At 62.6% G+C, this 19344-nt stretch carries 21 protein-coding genes; 7 read left to right on the top strand and 14 right to left on the bottom strand.

Annotation, left to right across the window (positions count from 1 at the left end; genetic code table 11):
- Position 1: 1 nt before the first annotated feature.
- Positions 2 to 808: an IclR family transcriptional regulator gene (locus B7X30_RS02300; protein WP_013106566.1), complete on the bottom strand. Its 807-nt coding sequence runs from the start codon at positions 806 to 808 to the stop codon at positions 2 to 4.
- A gap of 128 nt (positions 809 to 936) precedes the next feature.
- Between B7X30_RS02300 and B7X30_RS02305 the strand changes: the two genes are divergently transcribed.
- Both B7X30_RS02305 and B7X30_RS02310 read left to right on the top strand, forming a co-directional pair.
- Entirely contained in the window at positions 937 to 1668 is a 732-nt protein-coding gene (locus tag B7X30_RS02305; protein ID WP_286728819.1) for a (Fe-S)-binding protein, read from the top strand.
- Positions 1669 to 1670: 2 nt separating this feature from the next.
- Positions 1671 to 3092 carry a LutB/LldF family L-lactate oxidation iron-sulfur protein gene (locus B7X30_RS02310; RefSeq protein ID WP_286728820.1) on the top strand — a complete coding sequence of 474 codons (1422 nt, stop codon included), beginning with the start codon at positions 1671 to 1673 and terminating at the stop codon, positions 3090 to 3092.
- A 9-nt stretch (positions 3093 to 3101) separates the two neighbouring features.
- Here B7X30_RS02310 and B7X30_RS02315 read toward each other — a convergent pair whose 3' ends face one another.
- Positions 3102 to 3857, bottom strand: coding sequence for an arginyltransferase (locus B7X30_RS02315; RefSeq protein ID WP_286728821.1), 756 nt, complete (start codon positions 3855 to 3857; stop codon positions 3102 to 3104).
- Entirely contained in the window at positions 3854 to 4597 is a 744-nt protein-coding gene (gene aat, locus B7X30_RS02320; RefSeq protein ID WP_276726995.1) for a leucyl/phenylalanyl-tRNA--protein transferase, read from the bottom strand. Before aat ends, B7X30_RS02315 begins: the two co-directional genes overlap by 4 nt.
- A gap of 27 nt (positions 4598 to 4624) precedes the next feature.
- Here aat and B7X30_RS02325 point away from each other — a divergent pair, with 27 nt between their 5' ends.
- Both B7X30_RS02325 and hslO read left to right on the top strand, forming a co-directional pair.
- A complete protein-coding gene (locus tag B7X30_RS02325) occupies positions 4625 to 5152 on the top strand; it encodes a gamma carbonic anhydrase family protein (protein ID WP_013123827.1) in 528 nt (175 codons plus the stop codon).
- On the top strand, positions 5149 to 6090 hold the full coding sequence (gene hslO, locus B7X30_RS02330) for an Hsp33 family molecular chaperone HslO (protein WP_276726998.1): 942 nt from the start codon (positions 5149 to 5151) through the stop codon (positions 6088 to 6090). The genes B7X30_RS02325 and hslO overlap by 4 nt, the downstream gene beginning before the upstream one ends.
- 51 nt (positions 6091 to 6141) lie before the next feature.
- On the opposite strand, the gene ftsB is transcribed toward hslO, so the two are convergent.
- The 9 genes from ftsB to B7X30_RS02375 all read right to left on the bottom strand — a co-directional run bounded on the left by ftsB (position 6142) and on the right by B7X30_RS02375 (position 13804).
- Complete coding sequence (gene ftsB, locus B7X30_RS02335; protein WP_013106559.1) at positions 6142 to 6441, bottom strand: cell division protein FtsB; 300 nt, start codon at positions 6439 to 6441, stop codon at positions 6142 to 6144.
- A gap of 24 nt (positions 6442 to 6465) precedes the next feature.
- On the bottom strand, positions 6466 to 7749 hold the full coding sequence (gene eno / locus B7X30_RS02340; RefSeq protein ID WP_276706690.1) for a phosphopyruvate hydratase: 1284 nt from the start codon (positions 7747 to 7749) through the stop codon (positions 6466 to 6468).
- Between the two features lie 49 nt (positions 7750 to 7798).
- A complete protein-coding gene (locus B7X30_RS02345) occupies positions 7799 to 8086 on the bottom strand; it encodes a DUF1330 domain-containing protein (protein ID WP_286728822.1) in 288 nt (95 codons plus the stop codon).
- 5 nt (positions 8087 to 8091) lie between these two features.
- On the bottom strand, positions 8092 to 8958 hold the full coding sequence (gene kdsA / locus B7X30_RS02350) for a 3-deoxy-8-phosphooctulonate synthase (RefSeq protein ID WP_286728823.1): 867 nt from the start codon (positions 8956 to 8958) through the stop codon (positions 8092 to 8094).
- 15 nt (positions 8959 to 8973) lie between these two features.
- Entirely contained in the window at positions 8974 to 10623 is a 1650-nt protein-coding gene (gene pyrG / locus B7X30_RS02355) for a CTP synthase (protein WP_286728824.1), read from the bottom strand.
- A gap of 28 nt (positions 10624 to 10651) precedes the next feature.
- Complete coding sequence (locus B7X30_RS02360; protein WP_013123820.1) at positions 10652 to 11503, bottom strand: alpha/beta fold hydrolase; 852 nt, start codon at positions 11501 to 11503, stop codon at positions 10652 to 10654.
- 16 nt (positions 11504 to 11519) lie between these two features.
- A complete protein-coding gene (locus B7X30_RS02365) occupies positions 11520 to 11969 on the bottom strand; it encodes a GatB/YqeY domain-containing protein (protein WP_013106553.1) in 450 nt (149 codons plus the stop codon).
- A gap of 156 nt (positions 11970 to 12125) precedes the next feature.
- Positions 12126 to 12338: a 30S ribosomal protein S21 gene (rpsU, locus tag B7X30_RS02370; protein WP_013106552.1), complete on the bottom strand. Its 213-nt coding sequence runs from the start codon at positions 12336 to 12338 to the stop codon at positions 12126 to 12128.
- A gap of 227 nt (positions 12339 to 12565) precedes the next feature.
- Entirely contained in the window at positions 12566 to 13804 is a 1239-nt protein-coding gene (locus B7X30_RS02375; protein ID WP_286728825.1) for a BaiN/RdsA family NAD(P)/FAD-dependent oxidoreductase, read from the bottom strand.
- Here B7X30_RS02375 and tsaD point away from each other — a divergent pair.
- Positions 13803 to 14831: a tRNA (adenosine(37)-N6)-threonylcarbamoyltransferase complex transferase subunit TsaD gene (gene tsaD / locus B7X30_RS02380; RefSeq protein WP_286728826.1), complete on the top strand. Its 1029-nt coding sequence runs from the start codon at positions 13803 to 13805 to the stop codon at positions 14829 to 14831. The genes B7X30_RS02375 and tsaD overlap by 2 nt on opposite strands.
- A 13-nt stretch (positions 14832 to 14844) precedes the next feature.
- Here the strand turns inward: tsaD and B7X30_RS02385 are convergent, their stop codons facing one another.
- The gene (locus tag B7X30_RS02385; protein ID WP_286728827.1) at positions 14845 to 15612 is read right to left on the bottom strand and encodes a metallophosphoesterase; all 768 of its coding nucleotides are present in this window, start codon (positions 15610 to 15612) and stop codon (positions 14845 to 14847) included.
- A 180-nt stretch (positions 15613 to 15792) separates the two neighbouring features.
- Positions 15793 to 16251, bottom strand: coding sequence for an Hsp20/alpha crystallin family protein (locus B7X30_RS02390; RefSeq protein WP_013106548.1), 459 nt, complete (start codon positions 16249 to 16251; stop codon positions 15793 to 15795).
- Between the two features lie 378 nt (positions 16252 to 16629).
- Here B7X30_RS02390 and rpsO point away from each other — a divergent pair, with 378 nt between their 5' ends.
- Together rpsO and pnp are read left to right on the top strand one after the other, a co-directional pair.
- On the top strand, positions 16630 to 16899 hold the full coding sequence (gene rpsO / locus B7X30_RS02395; RefSeq protein ID WP_013106546.1) for a 30S ribosomal protein S15: 270 nt from the start codon (positions 16630 to 16632) through the stop codon (positions 16897 to 16899).
- 276 nt (positions 16900 to 17175) lie between these two features.
- On the top strand, positions 17176 to 19335 hold the full coding sequence (pnp, locus tag B7X30_RS02400; RefSeq protein WP_276706715.1) for a polyribonucleotide nucleotidyltransferase: 2160 nt from the start codon (positions 17176 to 17178) through the stop codon (positions 19333 to 19335).
- The last annotated feature ends 9 nt before the right edge of the window (positions 19336 to 19344 follow it).

Raw genomic sequence — 19344 nt, forward strand, 5'->3', positions numbered from 1 at the left:
ATCAGCGCCGCGCGCCTTTGTAGCCGAGCGCGGCCGAAATGCGCTGCGCCGTAAGCTGCACCTTTTCCAGCCAGTCTTCCATCAGCCGGTCGGCCGGTGCCGAGAGCGACAGGCCGGCCACCAGAGCGCCGCTGTCGTCGTAAATGCCGGCCGCCATGCAGCGCACTCCGAGTTCGAGTTCTTCGTTGTCACGCGCAAAGCCGTCGTGGCGCACTTTGCTCAATTCGCGCTCCAGCAATTGGGGGTTGGTGATGCTGTTGCGCGTCTGCCCGGCTAGGCCGGTACGCAGGGTGTAGGCCTTGACGCGGGCCACCTCGTCGGCTGCCAGAAAGAGTTTGCCGACCGAGGTCAGATGCAGGGGCGCCCGCCCGCCCACGGATCGAATGACCTGCATGCCGGAATGTTCACTGTAGGTGCGTTCGATATAGACGATTTCGTCGCCTTGCCGCACGCTCAGATTGACCGGCTGATGGGTCAGTCGGTGAAGTTCGCGCATGGGGCCGAGCGCCGCGTCGCGCACGCTCAGACGCGCCTTGACCAGATTGCCATATTCGAGCAGGCGCATGCCCAGGCGGTAGGTGCCGGCTTCAACTCGCTCGACCATGTGGCCAACGACCAGATCGTTGAGGATGCGGTGAGCCGTGGATGGGTGCAGGCCGGTTGCGGCGCCGATGTCTTTGAGTTGCATCGGATCGGGGTTTTGCGCCAGAACGTCCAGCAACGCAAAGACTCGCCCGAGCACCTGGATGGTGGGTTCGGCGGGTGCTGCGAGCGGTTCGGATTTGCGGGAAACAGAAGAATGCTGCATCGCAAAAATTTTATATGCTGGAACAGTCTTTTGTATATCGGAAAAACGCGAGGCCTTGCAGTTCGTTTCGTAGTTCAGCCAGCGTGGTTCGTCAGCCAGTCACCAGTCAGCCGACTGATAATGCGGGAATGAAAAAACGCGTAGGTCTCTTCATTACCTGTCTGGCCGATGTCATGCGGCCGAGCATTCCGATGGCGGCCGTCGAGTTGCTGGAATCGGCGCATTTCGAGGTGCATGTGCCCATGGCGCAGACCTGTTGCGGGCAGCCCGCCTACAACTCGGGCGACCACCGCACGACTCTGGCTCTGGCGGAAAAGTTTCTCGACGAATTCGAGTCGTTCGACTACGTGGTCGCCCCGTCCGGCTCCTGCATGGGCACGATCAAGACACACTACCCGGATGTGCTCAAAGACCAGCCGGATTTGCTGCGTCGTTTCGCCGCCATACAGTCGCGTCTGTTTGAACTTACCGACTTTCTGGTGCGTGTGGCCCATCTGACCGAGGTGCCCGGCGCGTTCGAGGGCGAGGTGACGTATCACGATTCCTGCTCGGGTTTGCGCGAATTGGGCATCAAGCAACAGCCCCGCCAACTGCTGTCGCTCGTGCCCGGACTCAGTCTGTGCGAAATGGAGCAATGCGAGCAGTGCTGCGGCTTTGGGGGTACCTTCGCGGTGAAGTACGGCAATATTTCCGCCGCCATTGCCGACGACAAGTGCGCCAATATTCAGGCGACCAAGGCGCGTGCCGTGGTGCTGGGCGATCTGGGCTGCATGATGCAAATCGAAGGACGGCTGCGGCGGCAGGGAGACCACACAACTCAGGTGCTTCATATCGCTGAAGTGCTGAGTGGAAAGCGCTGATCATGGAATCACAGACTCTGCATTTCAAGGCGCGCGTCGGCCAGAAGCTGGCCGATCAGCGTTTGCAGCAAAACCTCAAGAAACTCTCGACCAAGTTTGTGACCGGCCGGGCAGCGGCCATCGCTGCGCTGGACGGGTTCGAGCAGATTCGCGATGCTGCGGTGAATCGTCGCAACGTGGCGCTGAAGGCGCTCGATGTCTGGCTGGAGCGATTCGAAGCCGAAGCGCAGCGCCGCGGCACCACGGTGCTCTGGGCGCAAACCCCGCAGGAAGCCGCCGATCTGGTGGTGCAGATCGCCCGAAAGCATGATTGCAAGCAGGCCATCAAGTCGAAGTCGATGGTGTCGGAGGAAATGGGCTTGAACGCGGCGCTGGAAGCCGCAGCCGTGCAGGTGACGGAGACCGATCTGGGCGAGTACATCCTGCAGATCAATGGTAACGAGCCCCCTTCGCACATCATTGCGCCCGTGGTGCATAAAGACAAAGAGGAGATCGCCGATCTGTTCGCGCGCACGCACCACACGCCGCGCAAGACCGACATCCCCGAGATGACCCGTGAGGCCCGCGAGGTGCTGCGAGCGAAGTTTCTGTCGGCCGATATGGGCATTACCGGGGGCAATTTCGTGGTGGCTGAAACCGGCTCCGTCGCCCTGGTCACCAATGAGGGCAACGAGGGTATGTGCACCATCCTGCCGCGGGTGCATGTCGCGGTGACCGGGGTGGAGAAGGTGCTGCCCACGCTCGAAGACCTGGCGGCGGTGATGCGCCTGCTGCCCCGTTCGGCGACGGGGCAGACCATCAGCAACTACTTCTCCGTGCTCACCGGCCCGAAGCGCGAGGGCGACCGCGACGGCCCGGAGCATATGTATGTGGTGCTGCTCGATGGCGGACGCACCAGTCTGGTGGGCGGTGCGTTTGCCGAGATGTTGCGCTGCATACGCTGCGGCGCCTGTATGAACCATTGCCCCGTCTATCAGAAAATCGGCGGGCACGCCTACGGCTGGGTGTATCCGGGGCCGATGGGGTCGGTGCTGACGCCGAGTTACCAGGGGCTTGAAAGCACGCAGGATTTGCCGCAGGCCGCCACGCTATGCGGGCAATGTCAGGTCGTATGCCCGATGAAAATCCCGCTGCCCGATCTGCTGCGCAAAATGCGCGAACAGCAATTCGAGCGCGAAATGCGGCCGGGCATGGAGCGCTGGGCCTTGAGGCTGTGGAGCTATGCCGCGCGGCATTCCTGGCTGTATCGGCCGGGGGCGCGGCTGGCGTCGAGGGTCTTGCGGCTGATGGGGGGCGAGCGCAGGCGCGTGCAAAACCTGCCAGGCGCCTCGGGGTGGACCGCTTACCGCGATTTGCCCGTGCCGTCGCAGGCAACCTTCAAACAGCAGTTCGCACAGCGCGCCAAGGGCAAGGCGGCAGGGTGACCGCGGAGGTCAAACGCTTGCGGATAGCGGGTTGAACCAGCCGCCGTCTCGGTAGATTTCAAACGGCGTGAAATTGGATTTGTAGGCCATCTTGCGGCTGTGCGCGATCCAGTAGCCAAGATACACATGCGGCAACTGCATGGAGCGCGCCTGCTCGATCTGCCAGAGGATGTTGTAGGTGCCGTAGCTGGTGCCGGCGTCCGCCGTTTCAAAGAAGGTGTACACCGCTGAAAGGCCGTCGGACAGCACGTCGACCACCGAGACCATCTTGAGGGCGCCAAGCTCTGCGCCAGCCTGCGCGGGGGCTCGAAACTCGACCAGCCGGGTGTTCACCCGGCTTTGCAGCAGAAATTGGGCGTACTGGTCGATGCTGTCGTGATCCATGCCGCCGCCGGTGTGGCGCGCGGCCTGATAGCGTAGATAAAGCTGATAGTGCTCGGGGATGAAGCCGAGCTTGAGCACTCGCACCGAGAGATCGCCATGTCGCCTCCAGGCTCTTTGCTGCGTGCGGTTGGGCGAAAACTGCGCCGCCAGCACGCGGATGGGCAGGCAGGCCTGGCAGTCTTCGCACTGCGGGCGGTAGGTGAACAGACCGCTGCGACGAAAGCCGGCGCGCACCAGATCGGAGTACACATCGGCATTGATCAGATGGCTGGGCGTGGCCACCTGCGAGCGCGCCATGCGGCCCGGCAAGTAACTGCACGGGTAACTTGCCGTGGCGTAGAACTGCAGGGTCGTGAGTGGAAGTTCTTTGGGATGGGTCACAGCCAGCGTGCGCAGTCGGTGAGAAAGGTTGAATCATCATACTGCCAGCCCGGTACGGCCGATTGCCTTGTGGCTTGCGCCACATGGTGCAAAAACGCATCGCGCGCGATCGGCGCAGCGCCCATCTGCGCCAGATAGTCGGTCTGCTGCTGGCAATCGATCAGGTCGATGCGGTGGCGCAGACAAAACCCGCACAGCGCCATCAGCAAGGTTTTCGAGCCATCGCTCACCTCGGTGAACATGGATTCGCCGTAGAACATGCGGCCGATGCACACGCCGTACAGACCGGCGCGCAGCGCATCGCCCTCCCACAGCTCGAAACTGTGGGCCAGGCCGCGCGTGTGCAGGGTGGTGTAGGCCTGAAGCATGTCGGGGGTGATCCAGGTGCCGGTGTCGGCGCGCTGCGCGCCGCACTGCTGCATCACGCGGGGGAAGGCGGTGTCGATCCGAAGATGCCAATCGGCGCTGCGACCGAACCGACGTGCCGATTTTTTCAGCGAGCGCGTCACATGCAACTGTTCGGACCGCAGCACCATGCGCGGATCGGTGCTCCACCACAGCAGCGGCTCGCCCGGGCTGAACCAGGGGAAAATACCCTGCCGGTAGGCCCGCTCCAGGGTGTCGGCATCGAGTTGCCCGCCCACGGCAAGCAAGCCGGGGAACGGCGACAATGCGGGGAGCGCCTGCGATGCGGGCGGAAAGTCATCGCCCGGTTCAAGCCGGGGGATTTGCCAGTTCATGGCCTGATTTTTCTGGAGTGATCCATCATGCCAATTTACCAATTCGCCGACTGGCGCCCCGAGATCGCCGCCGATGCCTATGTGGCGCCAGGCGCGCAGGTCATGGGCAAAGTGCGGCTGCTGCCGCGCTCCAGCGTGTGGTTTTCGGCCGTGCTGCGCGGTGACAACGAACTCATCGAGATCGGAGAGGAATCGAATGTGCAGGATGGTTCGGTGCTTCACACCGACCCCGGCTATCCGCTCACGGTAGGGCCGCGCGTCACCATCGGCCATCAGGCCATGCTGCATGGCTGCACCATCGGCGAGGGCAGCCTGATCGGCATTGGCGCGGTGGTCTTGAATGGCGCGCAGATTGGCCGCAATTGCCTGGTGGGTGCCGGCGCCTTGGTCACCGAGGGAAAAGTGTTTCCTGATGGGGTGCTGATTTTGGGTGCGCCCGCACGCGTGGCGCGCGAACTCACGCCCGAGGCCATTGCCGCGCTGAAAGGCAGTGCCGAACACTACGTCGAGCGCGCCCAGCGCTTTGCCCAAGAACTTCAACTAATGCATTCATGAGCGATCAACTTGTCAAATTCATGCTGGGCACGGGCCATGTGCGCGGTGTTCTCGTCCGTCTGGAGTCCACCTGGGCCGAACTGTGTAAGCGCCGCACCTATCCGCAGGAGGTCGCCGCACTGGTCGGGCAGATGGCGGCGGCCAGCGCCTTGCTGGCGGGCAGCCTGAAATTCGATGGCGCCTTGATTTTGCAGATTCAGGGCGACGGCCCGCTGAAGCTCGCAGTCGCCGAGTGTCAGCCCGACTTCGGGTTGCGGGCAACGGCCAAGATGGCCGACGATTTGCAGGAGGCTGCGGCCTTGCCCCAAGACCTGGCGTCGCTGGTCAATCCAGATGGCAAAGGACGCTGCGCCATCACCCTTGATCCGCGCAATCCCGAATCTGGCCTGCAGCCCTACCAAGGCATCGTGGCGCTGACCGATGAGCACGGTCAGACGCTGCCGTCGCTCGCTGCCATGCTGGAACAGTATCTGGCGCAATCGGAGCAGATCGACTCGCTGCTTCTGCTGGCCAGCAACGACGAGGCTGTGTGCGGTCTGCTGCTGCAACGCATGCCCGGTGAGAAACAGACCGCCGAGGGGGCGGAACAACCCGACGAGGACTTTCAGCGTGCCCGCCATCTGGCGGCAACCTTGACTTCCGATGAACTGCTGCAGCTCGCGCCTGAGGAAGTGCTCAGGCGCCTGTTCTGGGAAGAGGGTGCCCGGGTTTTCGAGCCGCAGACCCCGCGTTTTCACTGCACCTGTTCGCGTGATCGCGTTGTGGGCATGTTGCGCATGCTGGGGCGCGAGGAGGTGGAGTCGATTATCGCGGAGCGCGGCGAGGTGGATGTGCGCTGCGAATTCTGCGGTCAGGGCTATGCCTTTGATGCCATCGATGCGGCTCAAGTGTTTGTCAACACCCTGGTTCAACCGCCGGTGGCATCAGTACGTCATTGATACGTCACTCACAGGCCACTCATACACCACTGAGGGCTTCCGGGCCCCTTTTTATCGGGCGCTGGCGCTGGCCGCCCGCGCGGGCGGCACGATCTGCACAAAAATCTCGTCGGGCTTGACCATGCCCATTTCGCGACGGGCTTGGTCTTGAACACCGCCAAGACCGGCTTTCAGGTCGTGGACCTCGGCGGCTAGGCGGTCGTTGTCCTGCTGGGCCAGCGCGTTGGCCTGCTCTTGCTGGCTGAGCTGATTTTCCAGCCGTTGCACCGCGAACCAGCCCCGCTCGCCGAACCACAGCGGCCACTGCAGCAACAGCAGCAAACTCACGAGCAGAACGGTGACCCAGCGCATGACGACCAGCCGTGTGCGATGAAATCAGCGCAGGTTGTAGAACACGTCGCGGCCGAGGAAGCGGGCGGTCTCGCCCAGGTTTTCTTCGATGCGCAGCAACTGGTTGTACTTGGCGATACGGTCGCTGCGCGAGAGCGAGCCGGTCTTGATCTGCCCGGCATTGGTGGCTACGGCAATGTCGGCGATGAGGCTGTCTTCGGTTTCGCCGGAGCGGTGCGAGATCACGGCGGTCCAGCCTGCGCGCTTGGCCATTTCGATGGCGGCGAAGGTCTCGGTCAGGGTGCCGATTTGGTTCACCTTGATCAGAATGGAGTTGGCCAGCTTGTCGGCAATGCCGTTTTTCAGGATGGAGGTGTTGGTGACAAAAATGTCGTCGCCCACCAACTGCACCTTCTTGCCCAGACGGGAGTTGAGCAGCTTCCAGCCGTCCCAGTCTTGTTCGGCCAGGCCGTCTTCGATGGACACGATGGGATATTTGCCCAGCCAGTTGTCGTAGAAATCGACCATTTCCTCGGTGGATAGCACCAGGCCTTCGCCTTCGAGGTGGTACTTGCCGTCCTTGTAGAACTCGCTCGAAGCCGGGTCGAGGGCGATGGCGATCTGCTCGCCCGGACGGTAGCCCGCCTTCTCGATGGCTTCGACGATGAGTTGCAGCGCGGCTTCATGGTTGGCCACGTTGGGCGCAAAGCCGCCTTCGTCGCCCACGGTGGTCGGCAGGCCGCGATCGTTCAGGATGCCCTTGAGCGCATGAAACACCTCGGCGCCGTAGCGCAGCGCCTCGTGGAAATTGGGCGCGCCCACCGGCATGATCATGAACTCTTGCATGTCCAGGCTGTTGTTGGCGTGGGCACCGCCGTTGATCACGTTCATCATCGGCACCGGCAGCTCGCGCGCCGAAAAGCCGCCTAGATACTGATAGATCGGCATGCCGGCTTCTTCGGCGGCCGCCTTGGCCACGGCCATGCTGACGGCCAGGATGGCATTGGCGCCCAGGCGTGACTTGTTGTGCGTGCCGTCGAGGTCGATCAGAGTCTGGTCGAGGAAGGTTTGCTCGGTGGCGTCCAGGCCCATCACCGCTTCGGTGATTTCGGTGTTGATGTGCTCAACTGCGCGCAGCACGCCTTTGCCGCCGAAGCGCGACTTGTCGCCGTCGCGCAGCTCCATGGCTTCGCGCGTGCCGGTGGATGCGCCCGACGGCACGGCGGCGCGGCCGATAAACCCGGTTTCCAGCACCACGTCGCATTCGACTGTGGGATTGCCGCGGCTATCGAGGATTTCGCGGGCGGTGAGGTCAACGATGGCACTCATGGAGACTCCTGTCAGGGAATGTGAGAAAAGATGGGAACAAAGATGGGTTTCAGACGCTTTGCACGGCGATCATGCGCATAGTGGCGGCACCGGCACGCGCCTGCCGCGCCAGCAGATACTCGGCGCTGTCGTAGAAATTGCGCGCCGCTGCAAGGTCTGGAAACTTCAGCAGCACGATGCGAGTGGGCGACCAGTCGCCTTCGAGCACCTCGACCGCGCCGCCACGGATGCAGACCTCTGCGCCATGCGCCGCGATGGCCTGGGACGACAACACCTTGTATTGCTCGTACTGCTGGGGGTCGGTCACATCGACGTCGGCGATGATGTAGGCGCTCATGGGGATTAGTTGAAGTGGGTTTCGAGGAAGCCGCGGCGCTTGACTGCGGCGTCGACGTCTTTGAGGCTTTCGAGCAGGGCACGCATGTGGTGCAGCGGCACCGCGTTGGGGCCGTCGCTCAGCGCATGGGCCGGATCGGGGTGGGTCTCCATGAAAACGCCCGCCACACCTGCGGCAATGGCCGCGCGGGCGAGCACCGGAACGAACTCGCGCTGTCCGCCGGAACTCGTGCCTTGGCCGCCGGGCAGTTGCACCGAATGGGTGGCGTCGAAGACGACGGGGCTTTGCGTTTCGCGCATGATGGCCAGCGAGCGCATGTCAGAGACCAGATTGTTGTAGCCAAAGCTCACGCCACGTTCACAGGCCATGAACAAGGTGTCAGGATGCCCCGCCTGTGCGGCGGCGGCGCGCGCCTTGGCGATGACGTTTTTCATGTCGCCCGGCGCGAGAAACTGGCCTTTTTTGATGTTCACCGGCTTGCCCAGGCTGCTGACCGCATGAATGAAATCGGTCTGGCGGCAGAGGAAGGCCGGCGTCTGCAGCACATCGACGATCTCAGCCACACGCGGGGCCTCTTCGGCGGTATGCACGTCGGTGAGAACGGGCACGCCGATGTCGCGCCGCACCTTGGACAGAATTTCCAGACCCTGCTCCATGCCGGGGCCGCGAAACGACGCTCCGCTCGAACGATTGGCCTTGTCGTAGCTCGATTTGAAAATCAGCGGGATGTCGAGGGAACGGCAGATGTCGCGCAACTGCCCGGCTACATCCATTTGCAACTGCTCGGACTCGACTACGCAGGGGCCGCTGATGAGAAAGAATGGCTGATCGAGGCCGACGGGAAATCCGCAAAGGGTTTGTGGAGTGGGCATGGCGAGGCGTGCGGATCAGGCGTTTGCGGCGTGGCGTTGCAGGGCGGCCTGAATGAAGGCCGTGAACAGCGGGTGGCCGCCCCAGGGCGTCGATTTGAATTCCGGGTGGAACTGCACGCCGACGAACCACGGATGAACGGTTTGCGGCAACTCGATGATTTCGGTGAGGTGCTCGCGCTGCGTGATGGCTGAGATGACCAGCCCGGCTTTTTGCAGGGTGGCCAGATAGTGTTCGTTGGCCTCGTAGCGATGGCGATGACGTTCGGTCACCACATTGCCGTAGATGCTGTGAGCGAGGGTGCCCGGCTTTACATCGGAGCTTTGGGCGCCCAGCCGCATGGTGCCGCCGAGATCAGACCCGGCGTGACGCTTCTGCACGCTGCCGTCGCGGTCGAGCCACTCGTCGATCAGCGCGATCACGGGCTGCGGGGTGTCGGGCTCGAACTCGGTGCTGTTGGCTTGCGGCAGCCCAGCGACGTGGCGGGCGAATTCGATGGTGGCCACCTGCATGCCCAGACAGATGCCCAGGTAGGGAATGCGGTGCTCGCGAGCATATTGCGCGGCAAGAATCTTGCCCTCGACGCCGCGCTTGCCGAATCCGCCGGGCACGAGCACGGCGTCATAGCCGTCGAGCTGGGCGATGTTGGTCGGCTCTAGGGTTTCCGAGTCGAGATAGCTGATCTCGACGCGCGAACTGGTCTTGATGCCGGCGTGGCGCAAGGCTTCGTTGAGCGACTTGTACGAGTCCGACAGATCGACGTACTTGCCCACCATGGCGATGCGCACGGTGTGCTGTGGATGTTCGAGCGCCTGCACCAGATCGTCCCAGACCTTGAGGTTGGCAGGAGGCGCCGTGATGCCCAACTTTTCACAAATGATGTCGTCGAGATGCTGCTGGTGCAACATTTGCGGAATCTTGTAGATCGTGTCCACGTCCCACACCGAAATCACCGCGTCTTCGCGCACGTTCGAGAACATGGAAATCTTGGCACGCTCATCGTCGGGAATCGGGCGGTCGGCGCGGCACAGCAAGGCGTCGGGCGAGATGCCGATCTCGCGCAGTTTTTGCACGCTGTGCTGGGTGGGCTTGGTCTTGAGTTCGCCAGCGGCCGGAATGTAGGGCACGAGGGTGAGGTGAACAAAGGCACAGTCGCCCCGCTTCATGCGCAGACTCATCTGCCGTGCGGCTTCGAGAAAAGGCAGGGATTCGATGTCGCCCACCGTACCGCCGATTTCCACCAAGGCGACATCCACCGCGTCAGCGGTGCCCTCGCCAGCGCCGCGACGAACGAAATCCTGAATCTCGTTGGTGATGTGCGGAATCACCTGCACCGTCTTGCCGAGGTATTCGCCGCGACGTTCCTTGCGCAGCACGCTGTCGTAAATCTGGCCGGTGGTGAAATTGTTCACCCGCCGCATGCGGGTGGTGATGAAGCGCTCGTAATGTCCCAGATCGAGATCGGTCTCGGCGCCGTCTTCAGTGACGAAGACTTCGCCGTGCTGGAAGGGGCTCATCGTCCCTGGATCGACGTTGATGTAGGGATCGAGTTTGATGAGGGTGACTTTGAGGCCGCGCGATTCGAGAATCGCGGCAAGAGATGCGGATGAGATGCCCTTGCCTAAGCTGGACACCACTCCGCCGGTGACGAACACATATTTGGTCATAGCCGCGACGAATGCCGGTAAAAGTGCATTATAGGGAGCAGGTTTTGAGACCTGGATGACAGGCGTTGCTGGCGAGGTCGAAAGCCCGCTCGATCAGGCGTGCGGTCTGCTGCGGCGCCTCGAACGGGAACAGGTGCGAGCCATCGATCCACTGCAGGCGGTCTTGCGCCAAGCGCATCGTGGTCTGCATTCCGGCCATGCGGATTTCGCGCGATGATCGTCCACCGATGAAACTCACCGGCACGGGAAAGGGCTTGCGCGCCAGGGCGCCGAGCTGGTGCGGCAGAGTTTTGTAGATACGGTATTCGATGTCGCGCTCGAAGGCCAACGCCCGGCCCTGCGGATCGGCCCGGGTGCCGAACGCGCAGTAGTCGCCCAGCATTTCCGGGTCCCATTGTGCAAAGGCGGTTTTCGAGGAGAAATGTGTGCGCACGGCGTCAACGTCGGGCCAGCGCGTGCGCCGTCGTTTGGCCGCCGCAGCGGGCGAGAATCGCTCGCCCAGCCCGGTGCGTTTGGACAGCCAGAGCAGCCGCGCGCGCCAGCCAGACACCACGGGCGAGTCGAGCAGAATGACCTGCTGCGCCAGTTCGGGGCGGGCATGTGCGGCCATCAGACTCAAATAGCCCCCCAGCGAGTGCCCGACCAGTACCGCAGGCTCGCCGTGGCAATCGCGCTGCAGGTAATCGATCAGTTGCTGCGCCAGCGGCTTCCAGCCATCGCGCACGGGATACCGGGCGTCGTGACCGTAAATGGGCACGGCGCGGACCCGAAATGCCGGTTCGAGCGCCTGAAACAGCTTGCGATACACCGGAGCGGGAAAGCCGTTGGCGTGGGAGAACACCAACAAAGGACGCGCAGTGACGTCGGAGCTTGGGTTCACGGCGCCATATCCGAAATCAGGCGCCGCTGAGCAGGGCTTTGGCGCGGGCTGCAGCCAGGGCCATGTCGGCCCGACCGGCAAGCTGCGTCTTGAGCGGGCCCATGAGCTTGCCCAAATCCTGCGGACCGCTGGCGCCGGTTTGCGCCATCAGCGCGCGGATCTCGGCGTCAATGGCGGCGGCGTCCAGGCGTGCGGGCAGGTAGCGTTCGAGAACGACGATTTCGGCGGCCTCTTTGTCCACCAGATCCTGGCGCCCGGCCGGGGTGAATTGCGCAATCGCGTCGCGGCGTTGCTTGATCATTTTGTCGATGATCGCCACGATGGCCGCGTCGTCCAACTCGATGCGTTCGTCGACTTCTTTCTGTTTCATCGCAGCCATCAGCAGGCGAATGGCGCCAAGCAGCGGCGCATCTTTGGCGCGCATGGCGGCCTTCATGTCATCCTGAATACGGTCTTTGATTGTCATGGTGAGTCCAATGCAAAAAGCCCGCATCGATGGGCGGGCTATGAGGCGAGCTGCAGATGCGCGTTGCTGCCTTGCGCATTCCGTTGCGGGCGCCAGACAAAACAAAAGTCAGCGCGCGGAAACGAAAAAAATCAGCGGAAAATCAGGCGGGTGGAATCAGTATTTGCGCTCGGGCAGCGTTTGGCTGCGGATACGCTTGTAGTGGCGCTTGACCGCCGCGGCCTTCTTGCGCTTGCGCTCTGCGGTCGGCTTTTCATAGAACTCGCGAGCGCGCAGTTCGGTGAGCAGGCCGAGTTTTTCGATGGTGCGCTTGAAGCGACGCAGTGCGACGTCGAACGGCTCGTTTTCTTTAACGCGAATGGTGGTCATTGATGAGCTTCAATCCAATGTAGGCAGGCCAGGTGAGTTTGTCGTGCTGCCGCTGTCGTTGTCGTACTAGACGTTTCAACGACGCGGTTCAACTGCTTGGGTACTGGGCTGCGTGGGCCAAACTCGCAGCAGCCAAGCCGAGTGTGGCCTGCCGTGTCGAGGAGTAAAAACCTAAAGATTATATGCCCTAATTTTGAAGGCAACAAATACCCGGCCACAAGACGGCATCAGAGCGCCTGCGCGCAGGCGGCGGCGGAACTCCAGGCCCACTGGAAGTTGTAGCCGCCAAGCCAACCGGTGACGTCGACGAGTTCGCCGATGAAATGCAGCCCCGGGACATCCCTCGCCATGAGAGTCGATGACGAGAGTGCGCGGGTATCGATGCCTCCGGCGGTGACCTCGGCTTTGCGCCAGCCCAGCGTGCCGCTGGGCTGCACGGGCCAGGCGTGCCAGTGTTGCCAGAGGGTTCGCAGCGCTTTGTCGCTGAAATCGGCCATGCGACGGTCGGCGTCGCCGGTCTGTGCGCACAGGGCGTGGGCCAGGCGCTGCGGCAGGTGTTGGCTGAGTTCGCCTGCGAGGGTGCGGCGATTGCCCTGCTTGGATTGAATCCACGCCGCTTCGGAGACTTCGCCCATCAGGTTGATCCGCAGGGGTTTGCCCGCTTGCCAGTAACTCGAAGACTGCAGGATCGCCGGGCCGCTGAGCCCGCGGTGGGTAAACAACAGGTCTTCGCGGAAATTGACGGTGCGATGCTCATGGTCCGTCTGAATGTCCACCTCGAGCGAGACGCCGCTGAGGTCGGCAAACGGGGCCCACAATGCCGGATCGAATGCCAGCGGCACCAGGGCAGGGCGGGGCGGGACGATCGGCAGGCCGAATTGCTCGGCGAGTTGATAGCCGAACGGACTGGCGCCAATCTGCGGAATCGACAACCCTCCGGTGGCGACAACCAGGGCGTCAGTGCTCACCCAGCCTTTTGCGGTGCGCACGCGAAAGCCGGGGGCGGCGGCTTCGACCGCTTCCACCGCGCACGGTTGCCAGTGCGTCACCTGGCCTGCTGCGCATTCTTCAAGCAGTGCGGTGATGAGTTGCTCCGCCGAGTCATCGCAAAACAGCTGTCCCTTGTGCTTTTCGTGAAAGCCGATGCGGTGCTTGCGCAGCAGCGCGATGATGTCTTGTGGCCCGTATCGGGAGAGCGCCGATTTGCAGAAATGCGGGTTGCCTGACAGGAAGTTTTCAGGACGCGTGTGCAGATTGGTGAAGTTGCAACGCCCGCCGCCGGAGATGCGGATTTTCTCGGCGACCTTGGGCCAATGGTCGAGCAACAGCACCCGCCGCCCACGTTGTCCGGCCAGTGCGGCGCAGAGCAGCCCGGCTGCACCCGCACCGATGATGACGGCGTCGAAACGGGGCTGATGAGGCGCGGGGGAGCGGAAGGTGGTTGGGAAGGCTAGACTGCCGGGCATGCTGGTTCTTGGAATTGAAACGTCGTGCGATGAAACCGCCGCCGCACTGTACGACACCGATGCGGGTCTGCGCGGTCACGCGCTGCATTCGCAGGTCGATATGCATCAGGCCTATGGCGGGGTGGTGCCAGAGCTGGCCTCGCGCGACCATATTCGTCGCCTTCTGCCTTTGACCGACCTGGCTCTCAAGCAGGCTGGGGTGCGGCTGGATCAGGTGGACGCCATCGCCTACACCCGCGGGCCGGGGCTGGCGGGGGCGCTGCTGGTCGGCGCGGGCGTGGCCTCGGCTTTGGGCATGGCGCTGGGCAAGCCGCTGATCGGGGTTCATCACCTCGAGGGACATCTATTGTCTCCCCTGCTTTCGAAGCAGCCGCCCAGCTTCCCCTTCCTCGCGCTGTTGGTGTCCGGCGGGCACACCATGCTGCTCGACGTGCAGGCCTTCGGTCAGTACACCCTGCTGGGCGAGACGGTCGATGATGCGGCCGGCGAGGCTTTCGACAAATCGGCGAAATTGCTCGGGCTGGGTTATCCCGGCGGGCCGGAACTGGCCCGGCTCGCAGCCTTCGGCAATCCGGCCGCGTTCGATCTTCCGAGGCCGAAAATGCACAGCCCGGATCTCGACTTTTCGTTTGCTGGTTTGAAAACCGCCGTGCTTACGCGGGTGCGCGGCCTGGGCTCGAATCTGTGCGAACAGGCTCGGGCCGATCTGGCCGCAGCCGCGCAAGAAGCGATCACCGATGTGCTGGTGCACAAAACCGCGCGCGCGCAGCAAGCGACAAAAAGAACGTCGGTGGTCGTCGCGGGCGGCGTGGGCGCGAACCGGCAATTGCGGGAGAAACTGGCTGCGACGCTGTCGGCGCGCGGTGTGGCCTTGTTTTTTCCCGAGTTGGAATGGTGTACCGACAACGGCGCGATGATTGCCCTGGCCGGCGCCCTGCGCTTGCAGGCGCACCCGGAAGCGGCCCGTGCGGCCGGGCCGTTCGATGTGCTGCCGCGCTGGGATTTGACGCAGATCGGGGCGGCCTAAAAGACGTTTCGGGCTAGATTTCCCACACGCCTTGCGGCTGAAAGTCGCTGTCCTCGCCCTTGCTCGCCAGACCGCGGGCGTTGCACACCACTCGCGAAGTGCCTACCCGGTAGTCGTGCCGACAGTGCAGATGGCCGTGCAGCCACAGTGTGCTGTGTGGAATCAGATCGTCATAGGCATTGCAGAAACTCGCCGTCGAGGCGTTGACGGGATAGCGCGCGTCGTTGCTGCGCAGGCTGGGCGCGAAATGGGTGATGACCAGAGTGGCATCGTTCGCATCTGAGAGATGGGCGGGATTGGTGAGTTGATCGCGCAACCAGTCACGGCAAACCTGCCCTTCTTCGCGTAGCTCGGCCACGCCCATGGGTTTGCCGTGGCGTGTGGCGCATTGCACCTGTTCGGCAAAGTAGCGAGCTGCGCGCATGCAGCGCTCGATGCCCTCGGCGCCGAACAGCTCGAAATCATTCCACAGCGTGGTACCCAGCACCCGGATGGTGCGTCCCTGGTGTTCGATTCGAGTCTGCTCGCGGTGCAGCATGGTGAAGCCCAGACGGTCGCAGCGCTCGCGCAACGCGTCCAGGGCTTGATCAAAATCCTTGTGGTCATGCTCGTGGTTGCCAGGCACGTAAATGACCGGTACCGGCCAGTCGCGGAACAGGTCGATCTGGGTGTGATGGGCATCGATATCGCCCGCAAGAACCAACAGATCGGCATCGGGCGCGGGTTGCGGCGCGAAGGTCTCGGTTTCCAGATGCAGATCGGAGAGAAGTTGAAGGCGCATAGCGCGGTGATCGGTGCGTTGTTGGGTTTGTTAACGCACTGTAAACCCGTTCGCGCCGTTTGACCCCGCCGAAGCGCCACGAAAATACGCAGGCTGTGAACAAATCCACAGCCTGCGTGCTGGCGCTGCAAGCGCTTGACCGTTGGGAGCGGCGGTGCGCTGCCGTTCCCAACGGGCGACTTACTTCACCGCAATTTGCTGAATTACGGCTTGTGCTTTGCGTGGCAGGGTGAGGGTGAGCACGCCGTTTTCCAGCTTCGCTTCTGCAGCGGCGGCGTCTAGCTCGGCGGGCAGTTCAAAAGAGCGATAAAACTGGCTTGCGCTGCGTTCGCGGTAGATCACTTTGCCGCCCTCAGTCTTCTCGTCTTCCTTCTTCGACTCGGCCGAGATGGTGACGCGCGGGCCATCGATCTGGATTTTGACCGCGTCTTTTTCGATACCCGGAAGATCGGCGTGGACGGTATAGCCCTTGTCGGTCTCGGTCACATCCATACTGAGTTTTTTCAAGGCCTGATCAGGACTGTCACTCGCGGCGAAAAAGTCGCGGAATGCCTGATCGAACAGCCGACCAAAAACAGGCTCCAAACCGCTGCTATAGAGAGAAGAACGGCTGGATGGGGTAGTAATGGAATAAGCCATGAGGATTCTCCTTAAGAAATAGGGGATCGAAGCCCCGATAACCAGGATATGCCGCCAGTGTGACAGTTTTCAAGTTCCCCAATCTCGCCCCAGATCTGCCGCGTTCGCGTCAGGTCCCCCGAAGGGGATGAGGCCCGCGGCTCCAAGCTGCCCTGTGGCAGCTTGGAGCCGAATCCGAGCGGTTTGCAAGCCGCGAGGCGGACAAGAAAACTTGGGGGCGGCCCTGCGTGTTCTCATGAGTGCTGCGAGGTTGTGGGTCAGGCAGTGCGTCGATTCAAGTCGTGGCGATTTCAGTTCAGGTTAGAATCAGTGGCTTTTCATCTTCACGGCGCGGAATGGTTTCTTCTGCGTTCGCGTGTTCTCTACTAGGAAACTGACATGTCTGTTGCAGAAATCAACAAGGCGCAAATCGTCGCCGACAATGCCCGCGGTACGGGTGATACCGGATCTCCGGAAGTGCAGGTCGCTTTGCTGACCGCGCGCATCAATCATTTGACCGATCACTTCAAAACGCACGCCAAAGACCATCATGGTCGTCGTGGCCTGCTCAAGATGGTGAGCCGCCGTCGCAAGTTGCTCGACTACCTGAAAGACAAGGACGCCGATCGTTATCGCGCCCTGATCGCCAAGCTCAGTCTGCGTAAGTAAGTGCCTGCTTTGCAAGAACGCCTGTGTGAGTTTGTCGGCACAGGCGTTTTTTTGTATGGGCGTTGTGGTTTGCAAGGTTTGAAGCGTCGCGCCTCTGATGGGGTGCGGCGTGGGTTTCAAGGGGGCGGTGTGACCCGTGTCATTCCACCGACGCGCCGGATAGCCGGGCGTCGCTGGAATGGCATCACTCCGCCAGGTTTTTAACGGGCGCTGCTCGTGGCGATCTCAGTCCCTCAGGACGAAGATCGCAGTTGCGCCTTGATCAAGGAGTTAGCCATGTTCAACAAAGTCGTCAAAACCTTCCAGTGGGGACGCCATCAAGTCACGATGGAAACGGGCGAGATTGCGCGCCAGGCCAGCGGTGCGGTGCTGCTCAATATGGACGATACCGTGGTGCTCGCCACGGTGGTGGGCGCGCGTACGGCCAAGGCGGGGCAGGATTTTTTCCCCCTGACCGTCGATTACATCGAGAAGACCTATGCGGCGGGCCGCATTCCCGGTGGTTTTTTCAAGCGGGAGGGCCGCCCCAGCGAAAACGAAACGCTGACCTCGCGTTTGATCGATCGCCCGATCCGCCCCTTGTTTCCTGAGGGATTTTTCAACGAGGTTCAGGTGGTGGTGCATGTGCTGTCCATCAACCCGGAGGTCGAAGCCGATATTCCGGCCCTGCTGGCTTCAAGCGCCGCGCTGGCGGTGTCGGGCTTGCCGTTCAATGGCCCGGTGGGCGCAGCCCGCGTGGGTTACGTCAACGGCAACTATGTGCTCAACCCCAGCCGCGCCGAACTGGCCGACAGTCGCCTCGAACTGGTGGTGGCGGGTACGGAATCGGCGGTGCTGATGGTCGAGAGCGAGGCCGATCAGTTGTCTGAAGAGGTCATGCTCGAAGCCGTGATGTTCGGCCATGCGCAGTTTCAGACGGCGATCAACGCCATCCACGAGCTGGTGCGCGATGGCGGCAAACCTGCCTGGGACTGGGCCGCGCCCGAGAAAGATCAGGCGCTGATCGACCGCATTCAGGCGCTGGCTGGTGACGATATCCGCGCCGCCTACAAAATCACCCAGAAGCAGGCGCGTACGCAGGCCTTGCGCGAAGCGACGGCCAAGGTGCATGCCGGTTTGGCCGAGGCGGGCATCGCCGCTGATGCGGCCAAGGTCGACGGCATCCTGTTCGACATGGAAGCGCGCATCGTGCGTGACCAGATTCTCGCGGGCGAGCCCCGCATCGATGGTCGCGACACCCGCACCGTGCGTCCTTTGAGCATCCGTACTTCGGTGTTGCCGCGCACGCATGGCAGCGCGCTGTTCACCCGCGGTGAAACCCAGGCTTTGGCCGTGGCCACGCTGGGCACCGACCAGGATGCGCAGATCATCGATGCGCTGGGCGGCGAATACCGCGACCGCTTCCTGCTGCACTACAACATGCCGCCGTTCGCCACGGGCGAGACGGGCCGTGTGGGCACGCCCAAGCGCCGCGAAATCGGCCATGGTCGCCTGGCAAAGCGCGCGCTGCTGGCGGTGCTGCCGAAAAAAGAAGACTTCGCTTACACCATGCGCGTGGTGTCGGAAGTGACCGAGTCCAACGGCTCTTCGTCCATGGCCTCGGTCTGCGGCGGCTGCCTGGCACTGCTCGACGCCGGTGTGCCGCTGAAGGCGCATGTGGCCGGTATCGCCATGGGTCTGATCAAGGAAGGCAATCGCTTTGCGGTGCTGACCGACATTCTGGGCGATGAAGATCACCTCGGCGACATGGACTTCAAGGTGGCGGGTTCGGCTTCGGGCGTGACCGCGCTGCAGATGGACATCAAGATTCAGGGCATCACCCGCGAGATCATGCAGGTGGCGCTGGCACAAGCGCGTGAGGCCCGCATGCACATCCTGGGCGTCATGCAGCAGGCAGTCGGCGGTGCGCGTGAAGAGGTTTCGCAGTTCGCGCCGCGTCTCTACACCCTGAAGATCAACCCCGAGCGCATCCGCGACGTGATTGGCAAGGGTGGCGCCACCATTCGCGCGCTCACCGAAGAAACCGGCACGCAGATCAACATCGGCGAGGACGGCACCATCACCATCGCCTCGACCGACGCCGACAAAGCCACGATCGCCAAGCAGCGCATCATCGACCTCACCGCCGAAGTGGAAGTCGGTCAGGTGTATGACGGCGCCGTGGTCAAGATTCTCGATTTCGGCGCGCTGGTGAATGTGCTGCCGGGCAAGGACGGTCTGCTGCACATCTCGCAGATCGCCAACGAGCGCATCAACAAGGTGAGCGACTTCCTGCAAGAGGGCCAGAAGGTTCGCGTCAAGGTCATCGAAACCGATGACAAGGGCCGCTTCCGTCTGTCGATCAAGGCACTGCTGGGTGAGGATTCCTCCTCAGCGCCTGCGCAGCCGGTCGTGGCGCCCGCTGCCGCCGATGCCGACCTTGAGCCGGGCGTCTGATCGCCACGG

Origin of the sequence: Thiomonas sp. 13-64-67 (assembly GCF_002282795.1) — a bacterium.
Taxonomy (GTDB): Bacteria; Pseudomonadota; Gammaproteobacteria; order Burkholderiales; family Burkholderiaceae_C; genus Thiomonas; species Thiomonas arsenitoxydans.

Bases quoted from the DNA above. Each gene is read 5' to 3' on its own strand.
- B7X30_RS02300 (WP_013106566.1), bottom strand. From the start codon at position 808: ATGCAGCATTCTTCTGTTTCCCGCAAATCCGAACCGCTCGCAGCACCC.
- B7X30_RS02305 (WP_286728819.1), top strand. From the start codon at position 937: ATGAAAAAACGCGTAGGTCTCTTCATTACCTGTCTGGCCGATGTCATG.
- B7X30_RS02310 (WP_286728820.1), top strand. From the start codon at position 1,671: ATGGAATCACAGACTCTGCATTTCAAGGCGCGCGTCGGCCAGAAGCTG.
- aat (WP_276726995.1), bottom strand. From the start codon at position 4,597: ATGAACTGGCAAATCCCCCGGCTTGAACCGGGCGATGACTTTCCGCCC.
- B7X30_RS02325 (WP_013123827.1), top strand. From the start codon at position 4,625: ATGCCAATTTACCAATTCGCCGACTGGCGCCCCGAGATCGCCGCCGAT.
- hslO (WP_276726998.1), top strand. From the start codon at position 5,149: ATGAGCGATCAACTTGTCAAATTCATGCTGGGCACGGGCCATGTGCGC.
- ftsB (WP_013106559.1), bottom strand. From the start codon at position 6,441: ATGCGCTGGGTCACCGTTCTGCTCGTGAGTTTGCTGCTGTTGCTGCAG.
- eno (WP_276706690.1), bottom strand. From the start codon at position 7,749: ATGAGTGCCATCGTTGACCTCACCGCCCGCGAAATCCTCGATAGCCGC.
- B7X30_RS02345 (WP_286728822.1), bottom strand. From the start codon at position 8,086: ATGAGCGCCTACATCATCGCCGACGTCGATGTGACCGACCCCCAGCAG.
- kdsA (WP_286728823.1), bottom strand. From the start codon at position 8,958: ATGCCCACTCCACAAACCCTTTGCGGATTTCCCGTCGGCCTCGATCAG.
- pyrG (WP_286728824.1), bottom strand. From the start codon at position 10,623: ATGACCAAATATGTGTTCGTCACCGGCGGAGTGGTGTCCAGCTTAGGC.
- B7X30_RS02365 (WP_013106553.1), bottom strand. From the start codon at position 11,969: ATGACAATCAAAGACCGTATTCAGGATGACATGAAGGCCGCCATGCGC.
- rpsU (WP_013106552.1), bottom strand. From the start codon at position 12,338: ATGACCACCATTCGCGTTAAAGAAAACGAGCCGTTCGACGTCGCACTG.
- tsaD (WP_286728826.1), top strand. From the start codon at position 13,803: ATGCTGGTTCTTGGAATTGAAACGTCGTGCGATGAAACCGCCGCCGCA.
- B7X30_RS02375 (WP_286728825.1), bottom strand. From the start codon at position 13,804: ATGCCCGGCAGTCTAGCCTTCCCAACCACCTTCCGCTCCCCCGCGCCT.
- B7X30_RS02385 (WP_286728827.1), bottom strand. From the start codon at position 15,612: ATGCGCCTTCAACTTCTCTCCGATCTGCATCTGGAAACCGAGACCTTC.
- B7X30_RS02390 (WP_013106548.1), bottom strand. From the start codon at position 16,251: ATGGCTTATTCCATTACTACCCCATCCAGCCGTTCTTCTCTCTATAGC.
- rpsO (WP_013106546.1), top strand. From the start codon at position 16,630: ATGTCTGTTGCAGAAATCAACAAGGCGCAAATCGTCGCCGACAATGCC.
- pnp (WP_276706715.1), top strand. From the start codon at position 17,176: ATGTTCAACAAAGTCGTCAAAACCTTCCAGTGGGGACGCCATCAAGTC.